The sequence below is a fragment of the Methylobacterium sp. FW102-HT35C08 genome (assembly GCF_058790235.1).
The window spans coordinates 1945685-1970713 of the sequence record NZ_JBYTCL010000002.1 but is presented as its reverse complement, the minus strand read 5'-3'; the positions used below and the strand labels follow the sequence as shown (position 1 = coordinate 1970713).

The window sequence follows — 25029 nt, the reverse complement described above, 5'->3', positions numbered from 1 at the left end:
CCCGGCGCGAGGCCGGGCAGGGCCTCGCGCGATCCGAAGCGTTGCGAGCCCGACCGCCGGTGCTAGGCTCCCGCGCGACGGGACCCGGGACGAATCATCGGGGTTGCGGCGGGTGGGGAACAGGCTGATGGCGCGGCTCGGACGGCTCGCGGGTGCCCTGGCGCTCCTCGGAGGAATCGCGGGCGTTCCGGCCCTCGCCCAGACTCCGCTCGCCCAGACCTCGCCGGCGGCCCGCACCGCGCCGCGGCCGGTCACGGCCGTCGCCGCGCCGTTCGCCAAGAGCTTCGTCCGGGCCGACCTCGCCAGCGCGGCGGTCCGCCTGGAGACCGCGCTGAAGGCGGAGGCCGGGGGCCCGCTCCGGCCCGCCGGCCAGTCCCGCGCCGCCGGGCTGGCCCTGCTCGCCGCCGACAAGCCGGACGAGGCGCTGGCGCCGCTCACCGCCGCGGTGGCGGCCGACCCGGCCGACGGCCGCAACTGGCAGGCCTATGCCCGCGGGGCCGCGGCGGCCCTGGGCGCGCTCGAGGACAACGACTACCAGGGCCGGTCGCGCCTGCGCGGGCGGGTGACGGCCGCCGCCTACCGCGCCTACGAGCGCGCCGGCACGGCCGCCGACGCGGCGGCGTCGCTGGCCGCGCTCGGCGCCGCGGAGGCCGAGCAGGAATCGTGGCGGCCTTCCCTCGACGCCTACGCGGCGAGCCTCGCTTTGGCCGAGACCGGTTCGGTCCGGGAGACCTACGAGACCCTGCGGGCGGAGCACGGCTTCCGCATTCTCGACTACAAGGTCGATTCCGACGCGGCCGCCCCGCGGGCCTGCTTCACCTTCTCGGAGGCGATCAGGCCCAAGACCGACTACGCGCCGTTCGTCGCCGTCTCGGGCAGCAGCGCGGCCGCCGTGACCGGGGAGGGCTCCCAGGTCTGCGTCGACGGGCTGAAGCACGGCGGCCGCTACGCCATCGTGGTCCGCCAGGGCCTGCCCTCAGCCGTCGGCGAGAGCCTCCTCAAGGCCGCCGATTACGAGATCTACGTCCGCGACCGCGCTCCGCAGGTGCGCTTCACCGGGCGCAACTACGTCCTGCCCCGGACCGGGCAGGCGGGCGTGCCCCTGGTCTCGGTGAACGCGCCGAAGCTCGACGTCGAGGTGCTGCGGATCGGCGACCGCGGCCTGTTGCCGACCCTGCGCTCCGAGGATTTCCTGGGCCAGCTCAGCGGATCCACCGCCCGGACAATCGCGTCCGAGAAGGGCCAGCGCGTCTGGAAGGGCACCCTCGACACCGCCAAGGCAGAGGTAAACCAGGAGGCGGTCACCGCCTTCCCGGTCCTTCAGGCTGTGGGCAAGCTGGAGCCCGGCCTGTACGTGATGCTGGCCCGTCCCTCGGGCACGGCCGCCTCCGACGAGGAGTACGACACCCAGGCGACCCAGTGGTTCGTGGTCTCCGACCTGGGGCTGACCGCCACCAAGGGCCGGGACGGGGTCACCGTGGTCCTGCGCTCGCTCGCCTCCGCGCAAGTGATGGCGGGCGCCGAGATTCGGCTGGTCGCCCGCAACAACGAGGTGCTGGGCACCCGGACCACGGATTCGCAGGGGCACGTCGCCTTCGATCCGGGGCTCGCCCGCGGGGAGGGCGGCTTGGCGCCGAGCCTCGTGGTCGCCCAGGCGGGCGGCGATTACGGCTTCCTCGACCTCAACCTCGGCGCCTTCGACCTCACCGACCGCGGCGTGAAGGGGCGGCCCGAGACCGGTGGCCTCGACGCCTACCTGTTCCCGGAGCGCGGGGTCTACCGCACCGGCGAGACCGTCCAGCTCACCGCCCTTCTGCGTGACCCCCGCGGCGCCGCCGTGCCGGACCTGCCGCTGACCCTGGTGGTCAAGCGGCCGGACGGCGTCGAGTACCGGCGCGTCTCGGTGCCCGACCAGGGGCTCGGCGGCCGGGCCCTGCCGCTGCCGCTCCTGTCGGGGGCGATGCACGGCACGTGGCGGGTCTCCGCCTACACGGACCCGAAGGCGCCCGCGATCGGCGAGACCAGCTTCCTCGTGGAGGATTACGTCCCCGAGCGGCTGGAGGTGACCCTTAAGGCCCGTCAGGCGGCCCTGAACCGGGGCGAGGCCGCGCAGGTCGACATCGCCGCCCGCTACCTCTACGGCGCCCCGGGCGCCGATCTCGACGTATCGGGCAGCGTGACCGTGCAGGCGGCAGCCACCAGCGGCATCAAGGGGCTGGAGACTTACGCCATCGGTCTCGACGACGAGGCCGTGGAGCCGGCGACCCAGGAGCTGCAGGACCACGCCACCACGAACGCGCAGGGCGGCGCCATCGTCACGGTGCCGGTGCCGCAGGTCGCGGCGCCGCGGGCGCTGGAGGCGAAGATCACGCTGGCGGTCGGCGAGCCCGGCGGCCGGGCGCTGTCGCGCAGCCTGACCCTGCCGATCCTCCCGGCCAACCCGGTTCTCGCCCTGCGCAAGGGCTTCACCGACCTGAAGGAGGGCGGGATCGCGGGCTTCGACGTGGTGTTCGCGAGCCCCGACGGGGCGCTCCTCGTCCGGCCGGGCGTGAGCTGGACCCTGTCGCGGATCGACTCCTCCTACCAGTGGTACCGGGCGGACGGGCGCTGGTCGTTCGAGGCGGTCAAGTCCGCGCGGCGCATCGCCAGCGGCACCGTCGATCTCAAGGCCGCCGGTCCGAGCCGGATCGAGGCGCCGGTCGGCCTCGGCCGCTACCGGCTGGAGGTCTCGACCGCGGGCGCCCCGGAGGCGAGTGCGAGCCTCGGCTTCGAGGTGGGCTGGGGCGGCTCCGAGACCGCGGAGGCGCCCGACCTGCTCGATCTGACCCTCGACAAGGCCGCCTACGCGGCCGGCGACACGCTGCGGGCCAAGCTCAGCCCGAAGTTCAGGGGTCAGGCCAGCCTGATGGTCGTCAGCGACCGCGTGCACCAGACCCTGGAGGTCAGCGTGCCGGAGGGCGGCACCACGGTCAGCATCCCGGTGAAGGCTGAGTGGGGCGCCGGCGCCTACTTGGTGGCCACCGCCTACCGGCCCCTCGACCAAGCGGCCAAGCGCCTGCCGGGTCGGGCGCTGGGTCTGGCGTGGTTCTCGGTCGACCGCGAGCGGCGCAGCCTCGGGGTCGCCCTGAAGGCGCCGGAGCGGGCGCGCCCGCGCCAGGACCTGACCCTGCCGGTCCAGCTCACCGGGCTGAAAGCCGGCGAGCCGGCGCGGATCACCGTGGCGCTGGTCGATGTCGGCATCCTCAACCTGACCCGCTACGCGGCGCCGGACCCGACCCAGTACTTCCTCGGCCAGCGGGCGCTCGGACCGGAGGTCCGCGACCTCTACGGCTACCTGATCGACGGCATGCAGGGCTCGGCCGGGGCGATCCGCTCCGGCGGCGACGCGGGCGGCGGCGAACTCGCCGATTCCCCGCCGACCCAGGCGCCGCTGGCGCTCTATTCCGGAGTCGTCACCGTGGGGCCGGACGGCGCGGCCAGCGTGACCTTCCCGATCCCGGCCTTCAACGGCACCGGCCGCGTCATGGTCACTGCCTGGAGCGGCGACCGGGTTGGGCAGGCGCAGGCCGACGTGATCATCCGCGATCCGGTCGTGCTCAGCGCCACGCTGCCGCGCTTCCTCGACACCGGCGACCGCTCGCGCCTGTTCGTAGCCCTCGACAATGTCGAGGGGCCGGCGGGCGAGTACACGGTCGACCTGAGCCCGGCCGGCCCGGTCGTGGTCGGCGCCAGCGCGCTGCGCCAGACGCTGCGGCTGGAAGCCGGCGCCAAGGGCCAGTTCGCGATCCCGCTCACCGCCGCCGGACCGGGCACGGCACGCCTCGACCTCGCTTTGTCGGGGCCCGGGCTCCCGGGCGCCCTGAACCAGAGCTTCGCCCTGGGGATCTCTCCGGGGACCGGCGCCCTGCTGCGCCGCTCGGCGCGCAGCCTCGCCCCGGGGGCCGGCCTGACGCTGACCTCGGACCTCCTCGCCGACCTGCAGCCGGGGACCGGCAGCGTCTCGCTCTCGGCCACGGCACTACCGGGAGTCGACGTGGCGGCGCTGCTCCGGGCCCTCGACCGCTACCCCTACGGCTGCTCCGAGCAGGTGGTGAGCCGGGCGATGCCGCTCCTCTACGTCAACAAGCTCGCGGCCCTGGAGAAGCTCGCCCTCGACAACGGCGCCGACGATCGGGTGCGCGAGTCGATCGAGCGCCTGCTCGCCCGCCAGGATTCGAGCGGCGATTTCGGCCTGTGGTCGGCGCAGGGCTCGAGCGACCTCTGGCTCGACGCCTACGTCACCGACTTCCTGACCCGCGCCCGCGAGCGCGGCTTCGCGGTGCCGCAGAAGGCCTTTGCCCAGGCGCTCGACTACCTGCGCAACGCGGTGGCCAATGCCACCGAGGTGCGCAACGGCGGCGCCGACCTCGCCTACGCGGCCTACGTGCTCGCCCGGAACGGCCGGCCGGTGATGGGCGACCTGCGCTACCTCGCCGACACCAAGATCGGCGACTTCTCCTCGGCCCTCGGGCGCGCGCAGCTCGCCGCCGCCCTGGCGCTGCTGGGCGACCGCGGCCGGGCCGCGAAGGCGATGGACTCGGCGCTCACCGTGCTGCGCGCCGAGCGCGACAAGGGCCTGTACCGCGCCGATTACGGCTCCCGCCTGCGCGACGGCGCCGGGCTGATCACGCTCGCCGCCGAGAGCGGGCTGGCGCAGGGGGCCCTCGGCCCCGTCGCTTCCGTGCTCGGCGAGGAGCAGCAGGCCGAGCGGTCGACGAGCACGCAGGAAAATGCCTGGATGGTGCTCGCCGCCGAGAGCCTGTCGAACGAGGCGGGCGCGCTGTCGTTCACCCTGGACGGCGCTCCGCAGACCGGCCTGCTGGCCCGAGTCTACCGGGAGGCGGCCCTGGCCGACCGGGGCGTTCAGCTCACCAATACCGGGCGCAGTCCCGTGCAGGTGGCCGTGACCGTCAACGGCAGCCCTCTGGTGCCGGAGCCGGCAGCGCAGCAGGGCTACACGATCGAGCGCAGCTTCCGGCGGCTGGACGGCAGCGTCGTCGACCCGGCGAGCGGCCTGCGCCAGAACGACCGGCTCGTGGTCGTGCTCAAGGTCACCGAGGCCAAGGCGGAAGCGGCGCGGCTCCTGCTGGTCGATCCGCTGCCGGCGGGGCTGGAGATCGACAATCCGAAGCTCCTCGACGCCGACGCGCTCCAGGGGCTCGCCTTCGCCAAGTCCGACGTCCAGCCGGTCCACACCGAGTTCCGGGACGACCGGTTCGTGGCGGCCTACGACCGCGATCCGAGCCAGTCGGCCTTCTTCACGGTGGCCTACACGGTGCGGGCGGTCTCGCCCGGGACCTACGTCCACCCGGGCGCCACCGTGGAGGACATGTACCGGCCGGCGCGGTTCGGCCGGACCGCCTCGGGCAGCGTGACGGTCGGGGCGGCGAAGTAGGGCGGGCGGCGCTCGAGCGCCCCCGCTCGACGTGGCTTTCCCGTCTTTGCGAGCGCAGCGAAGCGACCCAGGGCGGCGCGCCGTCGGTGAGCGTGGCGCTGCCCTGGATTGCTTCGCTACGCTCGCAGAGACGGGGTGCCGAGGCCATCGTCCGGGCCCGACAAGGACGCGACGGCGCAACCCGCCGGGCCGGGTCGCTGCGTTGCGGCGAGCACATGGTGCATTGCGGAACCCCCGCGATCGCCCACCCATTCCCATGGAGTCCCCTTCGGAACCCGTGGAGCGTTGCCCGATGCCGGACCTCGACGCGCTCGCCGGCTCCGCCGCCCGCGTGCTGGCCTACCTGCCGTGGTGGGCCGAGAGCCTGATCCTCATCGTCGCCTGCTGCGCCGTGGTGATGCCCCTGCACCGGGTCGTCTATCGGGCGATGAAGCGGGCGGTCGCCGGCAAGAGCCTGTTCTGGCGCTCGCTGGTGTCGCGGACCCACGGCCCGAGCCGTCTCGGCCTGATCGTGGTGGCGATCAGCCTCGCCTCGACCACTGTGCACCTGTCCTGGGAGGTGCGGATCGCCCTCAACCAGATCCTGCTGGTCGCCTTCGTGACGCTGACCGGTTGGTGCTGCGCCACCGCGCTCCACATCGCCACGGTGATCTACCTGCGGCGGTTCAAGCTCGACGCCGAGGACAATCTCCTGGCGCGCAAGCACTTCACGCAAATGCGCATCCTTGAGCGGGCGGGCGTGACACTGGTGGCGCTCGTCACCCTGTCGGTGGCGCTGATGACCTTCGAGCCGGTGCGCCAGTACGGCGTCAGCCTGCTGGCCTCGGCGGGCGCGGCGGGCCTCGTCCTCGGCCTCGCGATGCAGCCGGTCCTGTCGAACCTCGTGGCCGGCATCCAGATCGCCATCACGCAGCCGATCCGGATCGAGGACGCGATCATCGTCGAGAACGAGTGGGGCTGGGTGGAGGAGATCACCGCCACCTACGTGGTGGTCCGCCTCTGGGACTGGCGCCGGCTCGTCCTGCCGCTGACTTACTTCATCCAGAAGCCGTTCCAGAACTGGACCCGCGACGGCGCCTCGCTGATCGGCAGCGTGTTCCTCTACGTCGATCACCGGGCGCCGGTGGCCCTGATGCGCGAGAAGCTCGCCGAGATCGCCACGGCCACGCCCCTGTGGGACGGCAAGGTGGTCAACCTCCAGGTCTCGGACGCGAAGGAATCGACGATCGAGATCCGGATGCTGGTGAGCGCCCGCAACGCGCCCCAGGCCTGGGACCTGCGCTGCGTCGTGCGCGAGGCGATGATCACGTGGCTCCAGGCCGAGCACCCGGAGGCCCTGCCGCGGCACCGAACGGAATGGGTCGGAACCGAGGAGCCGGCCCTGCGCCGGGCGGAGGCACGGCGCTTCGCGGCGTGAGGCACAGCGTCATCACGCGCGCAGCGAAGACGATGGGGCACCTTTCACGCTCGTCGAACTCCCAGCCACGCCCTAATCCTGAGATGCCGAGGCGCAGCGGAGGCCTCGAAGGAGGGCTCAAGGGATCACAGCGCCTTCTGGAGGCCTCCTTCAAGGCGGCTTCGCCGCACCTCAGGATGAGGGCGCGGGTTGGACGTCGTCCATTGGACCGCCGCTCAGTCGTCGGCACCGGCGTAGAAGCTCTCCACGCCGATGCCCTCCTCCTGCATCAACCGGGCGCGGGCGCGCAGCTTCTCGGTCTCGCTCTTGAGCTGGCCGCAGGCCGCCAGGATGTCTCGGCCCCGGGGCGTGCGCACCGGCGAGGCGTAGCCGGCGTTGAACACGATCTCGGAGAAGCGCTCGATCCGGTCCCAATCGGAGCACTCGTAGCGGCTGCCCGGCCAGGGGTTGAACGGAATCAGGTTGATCTTGGCCGGGATGCCCTTGAGCAGGCGCACCAGCTCCCGCGCATCCGCGTCCGAGTCGTTGACGCCCTTCAGCATCACGTACTCGAAGGTGATCCGGCGGGCGTTGCTCAGGCCCGGATAGGCGCGGCAGGCCGCGAGCAGCTCGGCGATCGGGTATTTCCGATTGAGCGGCACCAGCTCATTGCGCAGGTCATCGCGCACGGCGTGGAGCGAGATCGCCAGCATAGCGTTGGCCTGCTCGCCGAGTCTCGGGATCTGCGGCACGACCCCCGAGGTCGAGACCGTGATCCGGCGGCGGGACAGGCCGAGGCCCTCCTGGTCCGACATGACGCCGACCGCATCGACCACGGCGTCGAGGTTGTAGAGGGGCTCGCCCATGCCCATGAACACGATGTTGGTCACGAGCCGGCCGACATCGCCGGAGCCGCCGGCGTCGCGGCTCGGCATCTGGCCGGGCCAGTCGCCGAGCTCGTCCCGGGCCGTGACGAGCTGCTGGACGATTTCGGCCGCCGACAGGTTGCGCACGAGGCGCTGCGTGCCGGTGTGGCAGAACGAGCAGGTCAGGGTGCAGCCGACCTGGGAGGACACGCAGAGCGTGCCCCGATCCGGGCCGGGAATGTAGACGCACTCGATCTCGGCGCCGCGATTGTGCTCCTGCCGGTTGGTCGGCGCCATGCGCAGCAGCCACTTGCGGGTACCGTCGCGGGAGACCTGCCGGCTCGCCACCTCGGGGCGCTCCAGGGTGAAGTGCTCGGCGAGCTGCGCCTTCAGCGCCTTGCCGACATTGGTCATCTCGGCGAAGTCGGACGCCCCGCGGAAATTGACCCAATGCCAGACCTGGCCGGCGCGCATCCGGCTCTCGCGCTCGGGCACGCCCATGCCGACAAGCTGCGCCTTGAGGGCGTCGCGGGTCAGGCCGACCAGCGACGGGCGGCGGCCCGGCAGCGCCTCGGGGAGGAAATCGGGCGCCTTCTCGATCGCGGCATCGGCCGCGCGGGCGCTGTCGAGCGACGGCGTCGCCATGGCGTTCAAACGATCCATACGTTGGAAAGGGTCTGATATAGGCGATCGCGGCGGCGAATGCGAATGCGCGCTGCCCACAGGGGCCCTGACGGAGAGCCATGGCGACCGACACCCGAGCCGGGCAGGCGATCTACAACCCGCGGACGCTGCAGATCTACGACCTCGTCGTGCTGCGCCTGTCGAACCCGCTGATCTGGCGCTGTCCCACGGCGCGGATCCTGGATCTCTACGACCGGCACGCCGGCCTCGCGCATTGCGATGTCGGGGTCGGAACCGGCTGGTATCTCGACCGGTGCCGCTTCCCCACGCCCGCACCCCGCGTTGGCCTGATGGACCTCAACGCCGACAGCCTCGCCTTCGCGGCCGACCGGATCGCGCGCTACCGGCCCGAGACCTACCGGGTCGACGTGCTCGGCGCCCCGGCCAGCGGCATCGCGCCGTTCGACTCGATCGGGATGACCTACCTGCTGCACTGCCTGCCGGGCGACATCGCCGCGAAGGCGAAGGCCTTCGACACGGTGCGTCCGTGCTTGGCCGACGACGGCGTGGTATTCGGCGCCACGATCCTGTCGGGCGGCGTCCCGACCACGGGTGCGGCGCGGGCACTGATGCGGGTCTACAACCGCAAGGGGGTGTTCTCGAACGCCGCCGACACCCTGCCGGACCTGCGTGCGGCGCTGGACCGGCGCTTCCGATCGGTGGAGATCACGGTCGTCGGCTGCGTCGCCCTGTTCGTGGCGCGGGAGCCGCGCTGATACGGCCACCATCTTCGCGGGCGGGGCGAAGCAACACAGCGGCGCCACGCCGGCCGAGCTCGCGCTGCCCTGGGTTGCTTCGCTGCGCTCGCAAAGCCAGGCATGAAAAAGGGCGCCCGCAGGCGCCCTCATCCATGGTGCCAAGTCCCAAAAGAATCAGGCGGCGGCGGTCTTCACCGGCACGCCCTTCTCGGACAGGAAGGTCTGCAGCTCGCCCGACTGGAACATCTCGCGGGTGATGTCGCAGCCGCCGACGAACTCGCCCTTCACGTAGATCTGCGGGATGGTCGGCCAGTTCGAGAAGGCCTTGATGCCCTCGCGGATCTCCTGGTCGGCCAGGACGTTCACGCCCTTGAACGGCACGCCGAGGTAGTTGAGGATCTGCACCACCTGCCCCGAGAAGCCGCATTGCGGCATCTGCGGCGTGCCCTTCATGAACACCACCACGTCCTGGGAGGCGATCTCGTTCTGGATGGTCGTGTTTGCGTCGGTCATCGCTCTGTCCTTGTTCGTCGGTCGTATGTGAGGTCCGAATCAGCGGCGCGCAACCGATGTAGCGATCGTACGAAGTGCGTGCTCTATGTCGAAAGTCTCGGTCAGCAGATCCTCAGGACGGATCGGGCAGGACTCCGGCAGCCCCGGAAGCAGCGCGTTCCCATAGGCACCGAGACCAGCCTCCGCGGCCGTGACGGCGGATTTCCAGATCCTGTTCCAGTTCAGCCTTTGCCGCATCGACGCTTCGTAGGTGTTCCAGGCGGTGATCTGGAAGGTCGCGATCTCCTCCCGCCAGTGCAGGCTGGCCGGCGCGAGCGGGGCGGATGCGCGCTTGAGGAGGTGGGCGAGCGTCTGGATCAGCAGACCTTCGACTGCCCGCAGATGCGAACGCCCCACGCCCTCGATCTCCTCGGCAACGTTCTCCCAATCGACCGCGTTCGACAGCTCAGGCCGCTCGGCCAGCGCGCGCAGGGCCGCCGCCTGCTCCTCGGCCCAGGTCACGATGTCGTCGTCGTAGAGACTCGGTCGGTCCATCGGGAGCGCTCCCGCCAGAAGCCTCAATCCTGCGGGACGCCCGTGGTCAGCGCAAGGGCGTGCAGCACGCCGCCCATCCGGCCCTGGAGGGCGCCATAGACCATCTGGTGCTGCGCCACCCGGGTCTTGCCCTTGAAGGCCGCCGACAGGACGGTCGCGGCGTAGTGGTCGCCGTCGCCCGCGAGGTCGCGGATCTCCACCTGCGCGTCCGGCAGGGCCTCGCGGATCATGCGCTCGATCTCGCCCGCATCCATCGGCATCGGGAAACTCCTTACGGGGAACAGGGCTCAGGCGGCGGGCGCGGCCGGCTGGCTCGCCATGTAGTCGGGCAGCCAGCCCTCGTGCGCCGCTGTCAGGTCGGCGAGCGATATGGTCTCGCCGCCCGGCAGGGTCAAACGGTCTGAGCCGGTGACGCCGACCGAGGCTGCCGCCACGCCCTGGGAAGCGGCGGCCGAGAGGAGATCGGTGGCCGCCTCCGGCCGTACCGCCAGCAGGTAGCGGCCCTGGTCCTCGCCGAACAGATAGGCGTGGGGCGGCAGGTCCACCGGCACGTCGGAGAGCGCCGCCCCGAGCCCGCCCGCCATGGCCATCTCGGCGAGCGCCACCGCGAGGCCGCCATCCGCGAGGTCATGGACGGTGTCGACGGTGCCCGCCTGGATCAGGCCGCGGACGAAATCGCCGTTGCGGCGCTCCAGCGCGAGGTCGACGGGCGGCGGCGCGCCCTCCTCGCGGCCCTCGATCACCGACAGGTAGGACGACTGGCCGAGCCAGCCCTCGCTCGCGCCGATCAGCACGAGCACGTCGCCTTCGCGCTTGAGGTCGATGGTCGCGTGGCGCGCCACGTCGTCCAGCACGCCGACGCCGCCGATGGTCGGGGTCGGCAGGATGCCGACGCCGTTGGTCTCGTTGTAGAGCGAGACGTTGCCCGACACGACCGGGAAGTCGAGGGCCCGGCAGGCCTCGCCGATGCCCTGGAGGCAGCCGACGAGCTGGCCCATCACCTCGGGCTTCTCGGGATTGCCGAAGTTCAGGTTGTCGGTGATGGCCAGCGGCTTGGCGCCGACCGCCGTGATGTTGCGCCACGCCTCGGCCACCGCCTGCCGGCCGCCCTCGACCGGGTCGGCCTCGCAGTAGCGCGGGGTGACGTCGCAGGTCAGCGCGAGGCCCTTCGGCCCGTCTTCGACCCGGACGATGGCGGCATCGCCCCCGGGCTTCTGGACGGTATTGCCCAGGATGAAGTGGTCGTACTGCTCGAACACCCAGCGCTTCGAGGCGAGGTCGGGGGAGCCGACGAGGCGCTTCAGCGCGTCGGTCAGCGAGGCCGGGGCCGGCACCGCGGCGGCCGCGATCACCGGCTGGTGGGTGTTGGCCAGATACGGCCGGTCGTAGAGCGGCGCCTCGTCGCCCAGCTCCTTGATCGGCAGGTCGGCCACGGTCTCGCCGTGCCACTTGATGACGAAGCGGAGCGTATCGGTGGTCCGGCCGATCACCGCGAAGTCGAGCCCCCACTTCACGAAGATCGCCTCCGCCTCGGCCTCCATGCCGGGCTTGAGCACCATGAGCATGCGCTCCTGGCTCTCGGAGAGCATCATCTCGTAGGGGGTCATGCCCGCCTCGCGGGCCGGCACCTTGTCGATGTCGAGCTCGACGCCGAGGTCGCCCTTGGCGCCCATCTCGACCGCCGAGCAGGTCAGGCCCGCCGCGCCCATGTCCTGGATGGCGATGACCGCGCCGGAGGCCATCAGCTCCAGGCAGGCCTCCAGCAGCAGCTTCTCGGCGAAGGGGTCGCCGACCTGCACGGTCGGGCGCTTCGACTCGGATTCCTCGTCGAACTCGGCCGACGCCATGGTGGCGCCGTGGATGCCGTCGCGGCCGGTCTTGGAGCCGAGATAGACGATCGGGTTCCCGATTCCGGCGGCGGCCGCGTAGAAGATGCCGTCGGTGCGGGCGAGCCCCACCGCCATGGCGTTGACCAAGATGTTGCCGTCGTAGCGCTTGTGGAAGCCGGTCAGGCCGCCGACGGTCGGCACGCCGAAGGAATTGCCGTAGCCGCCGACGCCCGCGACCACGCCGGAGACGAGGCTGCGGGTGCGCGGGTGGTCCGGAGAGCCGAAGCGCAGGGCGTTGAGCGCCGCGATCGGCCGCGCGCCCATCGTGAAGACGTCGCGCAGGATGCCGCCCACGCCGGTCGCCGCGCCCTGGTAGGGCTCGATGTAGCTCGGGTGATTGTGGCTCTCCATCTTGAAGACGCAGGCGTGGCCGTCGCCGATGTCGATGACGCCCGCGTTCTCTCCCGGCCCCTGGATCACCCACGGCGCCGAGGTCGGCAGCCCGCGCAGGTGCTTGCGGGAGGACTTGTAGGAACAATGCTCGTTCCACATGGCCGAGACGATGCCGAGCTCGGTCAGCGTCGGGTCGCGCCCGATCAGGCCGCGGAAACGCGCGTACTCGTCCGGCGTCAGGCCGTGCTGGGCCACGAGCTCGGGGGTGATCGGAACGTCGTTGCGGAACATGCGGCGGTCTCGGCAAAAAGCGGCCCGTCCCGGAAGACGCGTGCCGCGGCGAGCCCGGACCGGGCCGGGATCGAGGTTGCCCCGGCTCTAAAGCGGAAGCGCCCGCGCTGGCAACATCCCAGGTGGGGGCCCGGACTACGGGGCCGGACTTATGGGTTGCTCGGGATGCAAGCTTCCAGACCACACCGAGCGCCGACGGAGGGCCGTATGATCCGGGTGTCTGTCATCGTCAGAGGCGTCGCGCGCTCCTCCTCTGAGCAGCACGACCTTCGTCGCAGCGTCCGAACGCAAATCGGCCGCCTCGACGTCCAGGCCTCCGATATCCGCCTCGAGTCTGAGTTTCTGCGGTGGATTCCAGCCGCAGCGCAAACATCTTGACCAACCAGAACGGGGGCGCCCGACAGCAACCGAAGGTTTCGGCGCCCCCAGGCCCGGGGCGATCACGGCTTCAGCGGCGTTCCCTCCGTCGGGATCCGATCTGTTTCCGGTGCAGCGCGAATACAGCTGCGCTCCGGCGCGCTGGCGCGCGTTATCCAGCGCCAGCATCAAGACTATACAAATAGCACAATACAGAGATCCTCAGGCGCCCTCGACGTCACTTTATGATCGCGTTTCTCGCGAAAGCGATGTCGCATTCGAAGATCTGACCGGTCTGGGAATCTCCCCATCCCGGGCCGATCCAGACAGGATGCAACCCTTTGCTCCGCAGGTCCGAGACCACGACGTCGAACGATTTTGCACCCTCATACGATGGAATCAGCGACGCCTCGAGCAGAAGCAGATCGATTTCCTCGAGATGGCGTCCAAGACCGTCCAGCACTTGCGGTTCAAAACCCTGCACGTCGATCTTGAGCATGAGCGGTCTGGGAGGGGTCGGGGACCACATTTCCTGCCAGAGCGAATCAAGGCGCCGAACCTGCACTGTCTGTTGAGCGACGGGCGCGATGGGCGCATGCGCCTCTATGGACCAAGCCCTCGCCGGCAGAATCGAGCTGCTGAAGCGATTGGCGGAGACATTGATGACGGCCTCGCCCTCCTCAGAGCCGAGAGCCAAGTTGAAGCAATGCCAGTTGGGATACGCGCTCGCGTTTTTCGTTAAATCTTGATAGCAGTCATTCAGCGGCTCAAAAGAGACCACAATTCCCGGAAATCCCCGCTGAAACAGGGCCCCGCCGAACTGCCCGGAATTGGCCCCAACATCCAAGACGCAGTTAATTCCCATCGCCTTCATTAAAGTAGTTATATTATACTCACTGCCAAACATGCTGCTTTCCATCCTAAAAGAGGGAGCAATGCGATATAATAAACCGAATGCTTGTCTCTTTGATTGAGACAAACACGGTTCATAAGCTGCAGCATGGACACAGGCAACCGATTGCGGCGAACGCGTTTCTAAAAATCTAAACAAATCTACTACGATCCGCGATTTTTCTACCCTAAGAACAGATTGACTTAGAAGTTTACAACTTCGCTGGCACGCATCGCTTGGCCCTGCGGAAGAATGAGGTGGGGTTGATGCAGGCCACGCGCCGCATGCCCCAGACGCAGGCGAGACTGCCATCCGGCTGGCGGCGCAATCCTTTCCGGTGCCTGGCAACCGGCGCGCAGCGTGGCGCGGATTTTCAGCCTGCCCAACCAGCGCACTACACGCAGCGAACCGCCCGCATCGGCAACCCTGGTCCGGATCGCGATCTCCTGAAGCAGCCGGGGCTCAGCGGGATCGGGCCTGCAGCACGCGATTCTGCGAAGTCGCGGGTGAGGAGCCGAGCGATCCGCGCCTGGCACGAGCAGCTTCGCAACGGTTCCGGTCTCCTCACCACCGGTGCGTCGACGCGAACCGACCGGTGCGTTCAGAGGCATCCTGCTTCCTACCCAGCATCCTCACGCCGCCGGCGGATGGGCCAGAAAATCGGCGATCGCCGCCACGAACTTGTCGCCGTAGGCCTCGCGCTTGCGCTCGCCGACCCCATGCACGGTGCGCAAGGCCCAGAGATCGACGGGCTTCTGCCGGGCCATCTCGATCAGGGTTCGGTCGGGGAAGACCATGAAGGCCGCGATGCCTTCGGCCCGGGCGATGGTGGCGCGCAGGCCACGCAGGTGCTGGAACAGCGCCTCGTCTGTCTCCGACAGCGCGATCTCGCCGTCCTCGCGGGGCGCGGCACGGCGGCGCTCGCGGGATTCGGCCTTCGGCTCAGGATCCGGGCGAAGCTGCACAGGCTCACGCCCGAACAGGATCGCCTCGCCCTTCTCGGTCATGGACAGGCCGCCGTAGCCGTCGGCATTCTCCGCGATCGCCCCGGCGGCGAAGAGCTGGCGCAGGATCGCCCGCCACGCCGCCACCGGCTTGTCGGCGCCGACCCCGAAAGTCTTCAGGCCGGCGTGGCCGTTTCGACGGATCTGCTCGCTCTCCTTCCCGTGGACCACGTCGCAGATATAGGCCGCGCCGAAGCGCTGGCCGGTGCGCACGATCGCCGAGAGGATCTTCTGGGCCGCGACCGTTCCATCCACCAGGGTGACGCCGCCGCGGCACAGGTCGCAGCGGCCGCAAGCGCCGCTCGCCTCGCCGAAATAGGCGAGCAGCGACTGGCGCCGGCAATTGGCCCCCTCGCACAGGGTGATCATCGCCTCGAGCTTGCGCCGCTCGACCCGGCGGCGCTCGTCGGAGATCTCCTTCTCGTCGATCTGCCGGCGGCGGAGCGCCATGTCGTCGAGGCCGTAGAGGGTCAGCGTGTCGGCCGGCAGCCCGTCGCGGCCGGCGCGGCCGATCTCCTGATAGTAGCCCTCGACGTTGTTGGGCATGTCGGCGTGGCAGACGAAGCGCACGTCGGGCTTGTTGATGCCCATGCCGAACGCGACGGTGGCGGTCATCACCACCCCGTCCTCCTGCAGGAACCGGTCCTGGTTCCGCATCCGCGTCGCCTGGTCGAGGCCGGCATGGTAGGGCAGGGCGTCGAAGCCGTCCTTCCGGAGGGTCTCGGCGAGCTGTTCGGTGCGCTTACGCGACGAGCAGTAGATGATCCCGCTCTCCGCCCTTCGGTGCTTCAGGAACCGCTCGATCTGCCGGGCCGGGTTGTCCTTGGGCTGGAAGGTCAGCCGGATGTTCGGCCGGTCGAAGGAATGGACGAAGATCTTCGGGGGCCGCCCCTGCGGGAACAGCCGCTCGGCGATCTCGGCGCGGGTCGCGGCGTCGGCGGTGGCGGTGAGCGCCAGGGTCTGGACGTTGCCGAGGGTGGTCCGGGCGCGCGCGATCTCCCGATACTCGGGCCGGAAATCGTGGCCCCATTGCGAGACGCAGTGCGCCTCGTCCACGGCGAGCCGCCGAACGCCGGCCCCGCGCAGGGCCTCGATGCAGCCGTCCATCAGCAGGCGCTCGGGGGAGACGAACAGCAGCCGTAGGTCGCCCGAGCGCAGGCTGCGCCAGGTCTCGCGGGACTCGGATTCCGCCACCGTCGAGTTGAGGGTCGCGGCCTGGATGCCGACGCTTCTCATCTGCTGCACCTGATCGTGCATCAGCGCGATCAGCGGCGAGACCACCACGGTCAGCCCCGGATCGACCAGAGCCGGAAGCTGGTAGGTCATCGACTTGCCCGAGCCCGTAGGCATCACGGCGAACACGTCGGCGCCGTCGAGCACCGCGCCGATCACCTCGTCCTGGCCGGGCCGGAAATCCTCGTAGCCGAACGTCTTTTTCAGCGCGGCGCGGGCCTCATCGAGGCGGGTCATCGGGATCCTTGGTCGGAGTTCTGGCCGCCCTTGCGGCAGGGGTGTGTAGACACTAGCCTCCCCGTGTCTACACGGGGGCCGCCATGCCGCTCAACATCCGCAGCGAAGAGGTGAATCAGCTGGCCGAGAAGCTGGCATCGCGGGCCGGTGTGAGCAAGACCGAGGCGGTGCGCCTCGCGCTCACGAACGAGCTGGCGCGGCGGGACGAGTCACTGGCCGAGTTTCTGGAGAAGATCCGCCCGATCCAGGATGCTCTTGCCGCATACCCGAAGACCGGTCTCAAAGCCGACAAAGCCTTCTACGACAGCCTCTACGAGGACTGATGTTCGTCGATGCGTCAGCTCTCGTCGCGATCCTGTGCCGGGAGCAGGGCTTTGAACGGGTGGCCGATTGCCTCCGCCAAGCTCCACACCGTCTGACCAGCGCCCTCGCCCTGTTCGAGGGCATCCTGGCGGTGGCCCGCATTCAGTCAGTGCAGCCGGAAGCCGCCGAAGGCATTGTGAACGGCTTCCGTAAGACGATCGATATGACGGTGGTTTCTCTCGGCATCGCGGAAGTCCGCATCGCCCTCGCGGCCCACACCCGCTACGGCAAGGGCCGCCACCCGGCGCGCCTGAACCTCGGCGACTGCTTCGCCTATGCCTGCGCGCAGGTGCACGGCGTGCCGCTGCTCTACGTCGGCGACGATTTCCCGCAGACCGACATCCGCTCGGCCCTCGGCTGACTGCCCCGTCCGAATCCGATGTCGGCACCCTCGTCTTTGCGAGAGAAGCGAAGCAATCCAGGAAGCGCCGGCCGACAAGCCGCGCGCCGCCCGGGTCACGTCGCTGCGCTCGTGATGACGGCGAGCGGGGCCTCAGCCGCCGTGGAACTCGGCCACGTGCTGGGCCACGATCGCGTCGAAGGACGCGTCCGCCCGGAAGCCCAGGGCCAGGGCGGCCTCCGGCTCGAACGCCTCCGGCCAGGAGCCGACGATCCGCGCGATGGTGGCGTCCGGCGCGCGCCGGATCAGCGCCACGGCCTTGTCGCCCGCCGCGCGCCGCAGGGCCTCGATTTCTTCCGCCACCGTCGCCGAGACGCCCGGCATGGTCAGGCTGATCCGGGGACCGATCGTCGCGAGGTCGAGCCCGGCGGCGTGGATGAGGAAACCCACCGCCGCCGCGGGGCTGGCGAACCAGTGCCGGACGGTGTCGGGCACCGGCAGGATCGCCTCCTGGCCGGCCAGCGGCTCGCGGATGATGCCTGAGAAGAAGCCCGAGGCCGCCTTGTTGGGCTTGCCCGGCCGCACGCAGATCGTCGGCAGGCGCAGGCCGATCCCGTCGAGGAAGCCGCGGCGCGCATAGTCGGCGAGCATCAGCTCGCCCATGGCCTTCTGGACCCCGTAGGAAGAGGCGGGGCGCAGGATGTGATCGTCGGGGATCACCTTGGGGAAGGGTGGCCCGAACACCGCGAGGGAGGAGGTGAAGACCAGCTTCGGCCGGTAGCCGTCCGCCGCGTTGGCCGCGCGGATCGCGTCGAGCAGTAGCCGGGTGCCGTCGAGATTGACCCGGTAGCCGAGTTCGAGGTTGGCCTCGGCCTCGCCGGAGACCACGGCGGCGAGGTGGAAGATCACCCCCGGCCGCTCGGCGATGGCGGCCTCGGCGGCGCCGGGCGCCGTGAGGTCGGCGGCCTCGGCCCGCACCGGGCCGGAGAAGCCCTCGGGCGCCGACGGCGGGACCACGTCGAGGAGGGTGAGGGCGGTAAGCGGCTCACCGCCGACCCGGCCGTCCTTCACCAGGGCGTCCACGAGGCGTCGGCCGATCATGCCGGCGGCGCCGAGAATCAGGGCGTGCATAGAGTACCTCCCGTCGGGTTGTGCGGTTTCAGCGCATCACCCCGGAACCGGAACCGGGGCGATGCGCTCATTCTCTGGTTCCGCATCATCTTCTTCCGAAAGCCGGAAGCCACCTTTCTGGATGATGCTTAGGCCATCATGTCGAGGGCGCGGCCGAAGAAGTCAGGGCCGCCGAAATTGCCGGATTTCAGGGCGAGCAGCATCGGCTCGGGCCGGCCCGCGGTGCGCAGCACGGGCACGCCCGCCGCGATCTCCGGCCCGAGCAGGAAGGCGGTGAGGCCGAGCCGGTCGACCACCGCGCCGGAGGTTTCGCCGCCCGCGACCACGAGCCGGCGTACGCCGTGGGCGACGAGGCCCTCGGCGATGGCGGCCAGGGCGGCCTCGATGGCGTGGCCGGCGGCATCGACGCCGTGCTCGGCCTGGAGGGCGCGCACCGACTCGGGCGGGGCCGAGGTGGCGATCAGCACCGGGCCGGAGGCAAGGCGCTCCGCCGCGAAGGCCAGGGCCTCGGCGACCACGTCGTCGCCCGCGAGCAGCCGCGCCGGGTCGAGGCGCAGCACCGGCATGATCGCCTCGGCGGCGGCGACCTGCTGGAGCGTCGCCTGCGAGCAGCTCCCGGCGAGGCAGGCGGAGGTCCCACCCACGGGCTCGCCGACTGCCGCTCCGGCAGCGTCCGTCGTACCGCGCCCGTCGGCGACCAGGGCCCGTGCGAGGCCGAGGCCGAGGCCGGAGGCCCCGACCGAGAATTGTCGGTCGATGATCGCCCGACCGAGCACTTCGAGGTCGCTGTCGAAGATCGCGTCCGCGATGGCGGCGCCCTTGCCCTCGGCGGCCAATGCGTCGAGGCGGGCGGCCACGGCCTCCGCGCCCCGGGCGACCGTGGCGGTGTCGATCAGGCCGACCGGGCTGCCGCTCTGGCGCCCGAGCACGCGCACGAGGTTGGCGTCGCGCATCGGGTTGAGCGGGTGGTCCTTGAGCGGGCTCTCGTTCAGCGGCACCGCGCCCACGAACAGGTTGCCCTGGTAGACGCTCCGTCCCGTCTCGGGGAAGGCAGGCGTGACCAGCGCGATGGTCTCGCCGGCCTCCGCCCGCAGGGCGTCCATCACGGGTCCGATATTGCCCGCATCGGTCGAGTCGAAGGTCGAGCAGACCTTGAACATCACGTGGGCGGCGCCCCGGGCCCGCAGCCACGCTTCCGCCTCGCGGGAGCGCGCCACCGCCTGGTCGGCCGGGATCGAGCGGCTTTTCAGCGCCACCACGACCGCGTCCGCCTCCGGCAGGGCGCGGCCCTCCTCAGGCACGCCGATGGTCTGGATCGTGCGCAGGCCCGCCTTGGTCAGGGTGTTGGCGAGGTCCGAGGCGCCCGTGTAATCGTCGGCGACGCAGCCCAGTGCGAGGCTCATCGTTGGCTCTCCTTGTAGGCGGCAAGCCAGCCGAGGCCCGCGACGGTCTCGGCGGCCGGAATGTACTCGCAGCCGACGAAGCCGGCGTAGCCGAGCCGGTCCAGCTCGTCGAACAGGAAGAAGTCGGCCATCTCGCCGGTGCCGGGCTCGTGCCGCTCGGGCACGCTCGCGGTCTGAACGTGGCCGATGATCGGCATCAGGGCGCGCAGCCGCATGGTCACGTCGCCGTGCAGGATCTGGCAGTGGTAGAGGTCGAACTGGAGCTTCAGGTTCGGCAGGGCGAGGTCGCGGATCAGGTCCGCCGCCCGGCCGAAATCGTTGAGGAAGTAGCCCGGCATGTTCCGGCCGTTGATCGGCTCCAGGACGAGGTCGAGACCGGCAGGCGCCAGCCGCTCCGCCGTCCAGGTCACGGCCCTGCGGTAAGCTTCGGCGGCGCGCGGGTCATCGTGGGGCGCGAGGCCTGCCATCAGGTGGAGCCGGCCGACGCCAGTCGCCTCGGCGTAGCGGAGTGCGGTGTCGACACCGGCCTTCAGCTCGTCGAAGCGTTCAGGAAACGCCGCCAGGCCACGCTCACCCTTGGTGAAATCGCCCGGTGGCAGGTTGAACAGCGCCTGGGTCAGGCCGTTCGCCCGGAGCCGCTCGCCGATGGCCTCCGGCGGATGCTCGTAGGGGAACAGGAACTCGACGGCGTCGAACCCGGCCCGGGAAGCGGCCTCGAACCGGTCGAGGAACGGCACCTCGTTGAACATCAGGCTCAGGTTGGCGGCAAAGCGCGGCATTCTTCTGGGACTCCCTGCGCAGTTCTTGATACCTGTCCGATCCGCTCAGCGGACCGTCATCCAACCCAATCCCCTCATCCTGAGGTGCCGGAGCGCAGCGGAGGCCTCGAAGGAGCCCTCCAGTCAGCACGGCGATCCCTGGAGCCCTCCTTCGGGGCCCGCTGACGCGGGCAGGATGAGGAAGGGGGTGGAATCAGACTTCCTCAAGCCGTCACCGGCAGCTTCGCGCCCGAGACCTGCGCGTAGAGCCGCGCCACGGAGGCGTCGTCGTCCCGGCCCATGCCGGCGCCGGACGCCATCAGGAACATCTGCAGCGCCGCCGCCGCCACCGGGACCGGATACTTCTCCGCCCGGGCCATGTCCTGCACGATGCCGAGATCCTTGACGAAGATGTCGACCGCGCTCTTCGGGGCGTAATCCGCGTCGAGGATGTGGGGCACCCGGTTCTCGAACATCCAGGAATTGCCGGCCGACTTGGTGATCACTTCGTAGACGCGGGCCAGGTCGAGCCCCTGCTTGGCCGCGAAGGCCATCGCCTCGCAAGCGGCGGCGATGTGGACCCCGGCGAGCAGCTGGTTGATCATCTTGAAGGCCGCGCCCTGGCCGGCCGCGTCGCCGAGCTCGTAGAGCGTGCCCGCCATGGCATCGAGGGCCGGTCGCGCCTTGGCGAAGGCCGCCGCCGAGCCCGAGGCCAGGAACGTCAGGCCGCCGTCGGCCGCGCGAGCGGCACCGCCGCTCATCGGGGCATCGAGATAGTGGCGGCCGGTGGCCTCCAGCCGCGCCGCCAGGGTCCGGGCGATGGCCGGGTCCATGGTGGCGGAGGAGACGAACACCGCGCCCTCCGGCATCGCGGCGGCGGCGCCGTTCTCGCCGAACAGCACCGCCTCGGTCTGCGCGGCGTTGACCACCACGCTCACCACCACGTCGGCGCCCTCGGCGGCCTCAGCCGGGTTGACGGCGCCCCGGCCGCCGGCGGCCGCGAAGCGCGCCACGGCCTCCGGGTTCACGTCGCAGGCCGCGACGGAGAAGCCGGCGCGCAGCAGCGAGCCGGCCATGCCGGAGCCCATCGAGCCCAGGCCGATCACCGCGGCGCGGTGTGTTGCGTTGGTCATCGGGGGCGGCTCCTGCATGAAGGGATGAGCGCCTCTGCATCACCGTGTGAGGCGGGGGGCGTCTCTCCACCCAAGTCGGGCTTGCCCGACCTGGGCTTCGGGATGCGGATCTCGGACAAGCCCGAGATCCGTCGGGAGAGGGGGTAGGTCGCGGCCGGATCGAAGGTCAGCGGTTGACCATCCGCGCCGGTGTGACGAACACGCACACGGAGCCGACCACCAGCATGACGGCCAGTGCGTACATGCCGGCGGCGGTGCTGCCGGTGGCGTCGCGGAGTGCCCCGATGACGTAGGGGCTGACGAAGCCGGCGAGGTTCCCCACCGAGTTGATCAGTGCGATGCCAGCCGCCGCGCCAGCGCCGCTCAGGAAGGCGGTGGGCAGCGACCAGAACAGGGGCGAGCAGGTCAGCACGCCGGCCGCCGCCACCGAGAGCGCCGCCACCGCGATCGTGGTCGAGCCCGCACTGGCCGAGACCACGAAACCGACGGCGCCGAGCAGGGCGGGCACGATCAGGTGCCAGCGCCGCTCGCGCATCCGGTCGGCGGAGAGGCCCAGCAGGACCATCACGATCGCCGCGCACAGGAACGGGATCGCGCTGATCAGGCCGATGTTGAAGTTGCCCTGCACGCCCGACGCCTTGACGATCGTCGGCATCCAGAAGGTCAGGCCGTACTGGCCGGTGACGAAGGCGAAGTAGATCAGGCTCATGAACCACACGCGGCCGTTCCGGAACACGGTGGCGATCGAGTGCGGGCTCGATTCCTTGCCCTGGTTGTCGGCGGCGATGTCGCGCTCGAGGAGCTGCTTCTCGGGTTCGCTCAGCCACTTGGCCTCGGACGGGCGATTGTCGAGGTAGAAGAACACCGCGAGGCCGATCAGCACCGCCGGCACCGCCTCGATCAGGAACATCCACTGCCAGCCGGACAGGCCGTGCGCGCCGTTGAGCGCATCCATGATCCAGCCCGACAGGGGATTGCCGAAGATGCCCGAGATCGGGATCGCCGCCATGAACACCGCGATTACCTTGGCCCGGCGATGGGCCGGGAACCACGAGGTCGTGTAGAGGATGACGCCCGGGTAGAAGCCGGCCTCGGCCAGCCCCAGCAGGAAGCGCATCCCGTAGAAGCTCCACTCGGAGTTCACGAACAGGAACGCGCCGGAGATCACCCCCCAGGTGATCATGATCCGGGCGATCCAGACCCGGGCGCCGACCCGGTGCAGGATCACGTTCGAGGGCACCTCGAACAGGAAGTAGCCGAGGAAGAAGATGCCGGCGCCGAGTCCGTAGACCGTCTCGGAGAACTTCAGCTCCTGGGACATCTGGAGCTTGGCGAACCCGACATTCACCCGGTCGAGATACGCCACCACGTAGCAGAGCATCAGGAACGGCACGAGGCGCCAGAACACCTTCGCGTAGGTGCGGTCGGCGAAAGACTTCTCGTCCGCGGGTGCGGTGGCGCCCCCCAGCGGGGCGGCTTGGACCGGCATGGGCGTTCTCCCTGGTCCGGGCTCTAGGCCCCTGGACATTGGTCTTCACCGCTCGTCGGGCGGCGCTGGGGTGGTGCCATATCGCCTTTTGGCAGCGCTGCCAATCCGGTTGTGCGAGATAATGCAGGCCGCTATGTCAGTCGTCGATCGCCGAGGACGGTCTTCCCATCGATCCCCCCTCATCTTGAGGTGCCGGAGCGCAGCGCAGGCCTCGTAAGAGGCCTCCAGAGGTCGCAGCGCTTTCTGGAGCTCTCCTTCGAGGTCCGCTTTGTGGTCACCTCAGGTTGAGGGGGATCGATGGGAGGTTCGACGGGCGTCATGAAAAATCCGCGTCGGGAGAGCGGGGCCATGGACGACATCCAGCCGCCGGGGCGGCTCGTCACCCTCACCGATGTCGCCCGCGCGGCGGGCGTCGGCGAGAGCACGGTCTCGCGGGTCCTGCGCAATCACGGATCCTATTCCAAGCGCGCCGGCGAGCGGGTGGCGGAAGCCGTGGCCCGGCTCGGCTACGTGCCGAACCGTCTCGCCGGCAGCCTCGCGGGGCAGGGGGCGAGCGCGCGGCTCGTCGGCGTCGTCATCCCGTCACTCGCCAACGTGGTCTTCCCCGACCTGCTGCGCGGCCTGACCGCCGCCCTCGACGCCGAGGGTATCCCCTGCGTGATCGGGGTGAGCGACTACGATCCCGACCGCGAGGAGGCGCTCGCCGCCGCGCTCCTGTCCTGGCGCCCCGCTGCGCTGCTGCTCACCGGGCTGGAGCACAATCCCGGGACGGTGGCCCTCGCGAGGGCCGGGGGCGTGCGCGTGATCGAGATGATCGACACGGATGGCGATGGGATCGACACCGTTGTCGGCTTCTCCAACCGGGCGGTAGGCGCGGCGAGCGCCCGCCACCTCGTGGCGCGCGGCTACCGCCGCATCGCCTATCTCGGCCACGACCTGCGCGTCGATCTGCGCGCGGGCAAGCGGCTCGCCGGGTTCGAGGCCGCACTCGGGGAGGCGGGGCTGGCTCTCCAGGCCAAGGAGATCCGGCCGGGCCCGTCCTCGCCGACCTCGGGCCGCGCCGGGCTGGAGGCGCTACTGGCGCGCGTGCCCGATCTCGACGCGGTCTACTTCTCCAACGACGACATGGCGCTCGGCGGCTACTTCGCCTGCCTGTCGGCGGGGCTGGCGGTGCCGGAACGGATCGCCCTGTTCGGCTTCAACGGGCTCGACTTCGCCGCCGCGATGCCCCAGCCCCTGTCGACGGTGCGCACGCCGCGCCTGGAGATCGGCCGGCAGGCCGCCGCCTGCCTGACCGGCGAAAGCCCGAAAAAAATTGATCTCGGATTCGAGCTGATCGAGGGAGCGACCGCATGAGCGACGAGAGCCGGCTGCGCGAGGAGATCTGCCGCTACGGCCGCTCGCTGTTCGAGCGCGGCCTGACGCCGGGCTCGTCCGGCAACATCTCGCTGCGCCTGCCCGACGGCGGCTGGCTGGTGACACCGACCAACGCGTCGCTCGGCTTCCTCGACCCGGCCCGGATCTCGCGGCTGGACGAGGCCGGCCGGCTCGTCTCAGGCGACAAGCCCACCAAGGAGATCCCGCTGCACAGCGCACTCTACGAGAGCCGGATCGAGGCGAAGGCCATCGTCCACCTGCACTCGACCCACGCGGTGGCGGTGTCGATGCTGCCGGAGGTCGACCCGCGGCAGGTGCTGCCGCCGCTGACGCCCTACTACCTGATGCGCACCGGCGGCACGGCGCTGGTGCCCTATTACCGCCCGGGCGACCCGGCCGTGGCGGATGCGATCCGAGGGCTCGCGGGCCGGTACAGCTCGGTGCTGCTCGCCAATCACGGCCCGGTGGTGGCGGGCGACAGCCTGGAGGGTGCGGTCTTCGCCACCGAGGAGTTGGAGGAGACCGCCAAGCTCTATCTGCTCCTTCGCAACCTCAACCCGCGGCAATTGAGCCCCGGGCAGGTGGCCGATCTGGTGCGCCATTTCGGGCTGACCCTGCCGGATCCGGACGACCATGCCGAGCACGATCACGGGTGAGGCGCGGACGCCAATTTT

19 protein-coding genes are annotated in these 25029 nt (G+C 70.3%); 7 read left to right on the top strand and 12 right to left on the bottom strand.

The window, feature by feature from the left end:
* Positions 1 to 127: 127 nt before the first annotated feature.
* Together AC3WSN_RS09355 and AC3WSN_RS09350 are read left to right on the top strand one after the other, a co-directional pair.
* The gene (locus AC3WSN_RS09355; protein ID WP_492537497.1) at positions 128 to 5434 is read left to right on the top strand and encodes an alpha-2-macroglobulin family protein; all 5307 of its coding nucleotides are present in this window, start codon (positions 128 to 130) and stop codon (positions 5432 to 5434) included.
* 292 nt (positions 5435 to 5726) lie between these two features.
* Positions 5727 to 6851, top strand: coding sequence for a mechanosensitive ion channel family protein (locus AC3WSN_RS09350; RefSeq protein WP_492537495.1), 1125 nt, complete (start codon positions 5727 to 5729; stop codon positions 6849 to 6851).
* A gap of 215 nt (positions 6852 to 7066) precedes the next feature.
* On the opposite strand, the gene rlmN is transcribed toward AC3WSN_RS09350, so the two are convergent.
* A complete protein-coding gene (gene rlmN, locus AC3WSN_RS09345) occupies positions 7067 to 8341 on the bottom strand; it encodes a dual-specificity RNA methyltransferase RlmN (protein ID WP_192708408.1) in 1275 nt (424 codons plus the stop codon).
* Positions 8342 to 8439: 98 nt separating this feature from the next.
* Between rlmN and AC3WSN_RS09340 the strand changes: the two genes are divergently transcribed.
* Positions 8440 to 9096 carry a class I SAM-dependent methyltransferase gene (locus tag AC3WSN_RS09340; protein WP_492537493.1) on the top strand — a complete coding sequence of 219 codons (657 nt, stop codon included), beginning with the start codon at positions 8440 to 8442 and terminating at the stop codon, positions 9094 to 9096.
* A 156-nt stretch (positions 9097 to 9252) separates the two neighbouring features.
* On the opposite strand, the gene grxD is transcribed toward AC3WSN_RS09340, so the two are convergent.
* From grxD to recQ, 6 genes are all read right to left on the bottom strand, one after another.
* Positions 9253 to 9591: a Grx4 family monothiol glutaredoxin gene (gene grxD / locus AC3WSN_RS09335; protein WP_010685583.1), complete on the bottom strand. Its 339-nt coding sequence runs from the start codon at positions 9589 to 9591 to the stop codon at positions 9253 to 9255.
* Positions 9592 to 9630: 39 nt separating this feature from the next.
* Positions 9631 to 10125: a DUF29 domain-containing protein gene (locus AC3WSN_RS09330; RefSeq protein ID WP_492537490.1), complete on the bottom strand. Its 495-nt coding sequence runs from the start codon at positions 10123 to 10125 to the stop codon at positions 9631 to 9633.
* A 23-nt stretch (positions 10126 to 10148) separates the two neighbouring features.
* Positions 10149 to 10385, bottom strand: coding sequence for a BolA family protein (locus tag AC3WSN_RS09325; RefSeq protein WP_007568343.1), 237 nt, complete (start codon positions 10383 to 10385; stop codon positions 10149 to 10151).
* 27 nt (positions 10386 to 10412) lie between these two features.
* The gene (gene purL / locus AC3WSN_RS09320; protein WP_492537488.1) at positions 10413 to 12638 is read right to left on the bottom strand and encodes a phosphoribosylformylglycinamidine synthase subunit PurL; all 2226 of its coding nucleotides are present in this window, start codon (positions 12636 to 12638) and stop codon (positions 10413 to 10415) included.
* 595 nt (positions 12639 to 13233) lie between these two features.
* The gene (locus AC3WSN_RS09315) at positions 13234 to 13902 is read right to left on the bottom strand and encodes an FkbM family methyltransferase (protein WP_192708412.1); all 669 of its coding nucleotides are present in this window, start codon (positions 13900 to 13902) and stop codon (positions 13234 to 13236) included.
* Positions 13903 to 14519: 617 nt separating this feature from the next.
* On the bottom strand, positions 14520 to 16361 hold the full coding sequence (recQ, locus tag AC3WSN_RS09310) for a DNA helicase RecQ (protein WP_192708413.1): 1842 nt from the start codon (positions 16359 to 16361) through the stop codon (positions 14520 to 14522).
* A gap of 83 nt (positions 16362 to 16444) precedes the next feature.
* On the opposite strand from recQ, the gene AC3WSN_RS09305 reads away from it, so the two are divergent.
* Together AC3WSN_RS09305 and AC3WSN_RS09300 are read left to right on the top strand one after the other, a co-directional pair.
* The gene (locus AC3WSN_RS09305; protein WP_192708414.1) at positions 16445 to 16684 is read left to right on the top strand and encodes a type II toxin-antitoxin system VapB family antitoxin; all 240 of its coding nucleotides are present in this window, start codon (positions 16445 to 16447) and stop codon (positions 16682 to 16684) included.
* The gene (locus tag AC3WSN_RS09300) at positions 16684 to 17085 is read left to right on the top strand and encodes a type II toxin-antitoxin system VapC family toxin (RefSeq protein ID WP_192708415.1); all 402 of its coding nucleotides are present in this window, start codon (positions 16684 to 16686) and stop codon (positions 17083 to 17085) included. Before AC3WSN_RS09305 ends, AC3WSN_RS09300 begins: the two co-directional genes overlap by 1 nt.
* A 132-nt stretch (positions 17086 to 17217) precedes the next feature.
* Here the strand turns inward: AC3WSN_RS09300 and denD are convergent, their stop codons facing one another.
* The 5 genes from denD to AC3WSN_RS09275 form a co-directional block, all read right to left on the bottom strand.
* Positions 17218 to 18195, bottom strand: coding sequence for a D-erythronate dehydrogenase (gene denD, locus AC3WSN_RS09295; RefSeq protein WP_192708416.1), 978 nt, complete (start codon positions 18193 to 18195; stop codon positions 17218 to 17220).
* A 128-nt stretch (positions 18196 to 18323) separates the two neighbouring features.
* Positions 18324 to 19598 (bottom strand): 3-oxo-tetronate kinase, encoded by a 1275-nt coding sequence (gene otnK / locus AC3WSN_RS09290; protein WP_492537483.1) that lies wholly within the window; start codon positions 19596 to 19598, stop codon positions 18324 to 18326.
* Positions 19595 to 20377: a 2-oxo-tetronate isomerase gene (otnI, locus tag AC3WSN_RS09285; RefSeq protein WP_192708418.1), complete on the bottom strand. Its 783-nt coding sequence runs from the start codon at positions 20375 to 20377 to the stop codon at positions 19595 to 19597. The genes otnK and otnI overlap by 4 nt, the downstream gene beginning before the upstream one ends.
* Before the next feature lie 203 nt (positions 20378 to 20580).
* On the bottom strand, positions 20581 to 21489 hold the full coding sequence (gene ltnD, locus AC3WSN_RS09280) for an L-threonate dehydrogenase (protein ID WP_492537480.1): 909 nt from the start codon (positions 21487 to 21489) through the stop codon (positions 20581 to 20583).
* Positions 21490 to 21655: 166 nt separating this feature from the next.
* Positions 21656 to 22978, bottom strand: a complete 1323-nt coding sequence (locus tag AC3WSN_RS09275) for an MFS transporter (protein ID WP_192708420.1) — start codon at positions 22976 to 22978, stop codon at positions 21656 to 21658.
* A 348-nt stretch (positions 22979 to 23326) separates the two neighbouring features.
* Here AC3WSN_RS09275 and AC3WSN_RS09270 point away from each other — a divergent pair, with 348 nt between their 5' ends.
* Both AC3WSN_RS09270 and otnC read left to right on the top strand, forming a co-directional pair.
* Complete coding sequence (locus AC3WSN_RS09270; RefSeq protein WP_492537478.1) at positions 23327 to 24334, top strand: LacI family DNA-binding transcriptional regulator; 1008 nt, start codon at positions 23327 to 23329, stop codon at positions 24332 to 24334.
* The gene (gene otnC, locus AC3WSN_RS09265; RefSeq protein ID WP_192708422.1) at positions 24331 to 25011 is read left to right on the top strand and encodes a 3-oxo-tetronate 4-phosphate decarboxylase; all 681 of its coding nucleotides are present in this window, start codon (positions 24331 to 24333) and stop codon (positions 25009 to 25011) included. The genes AC3WSN_RS09270 and otnC overlap by 4 nt, the downstream gene beginning before the upstream one ends.
* The last annotated feature ends 18 nt before the right edge of the window (positions 25012 to 25029 follow it).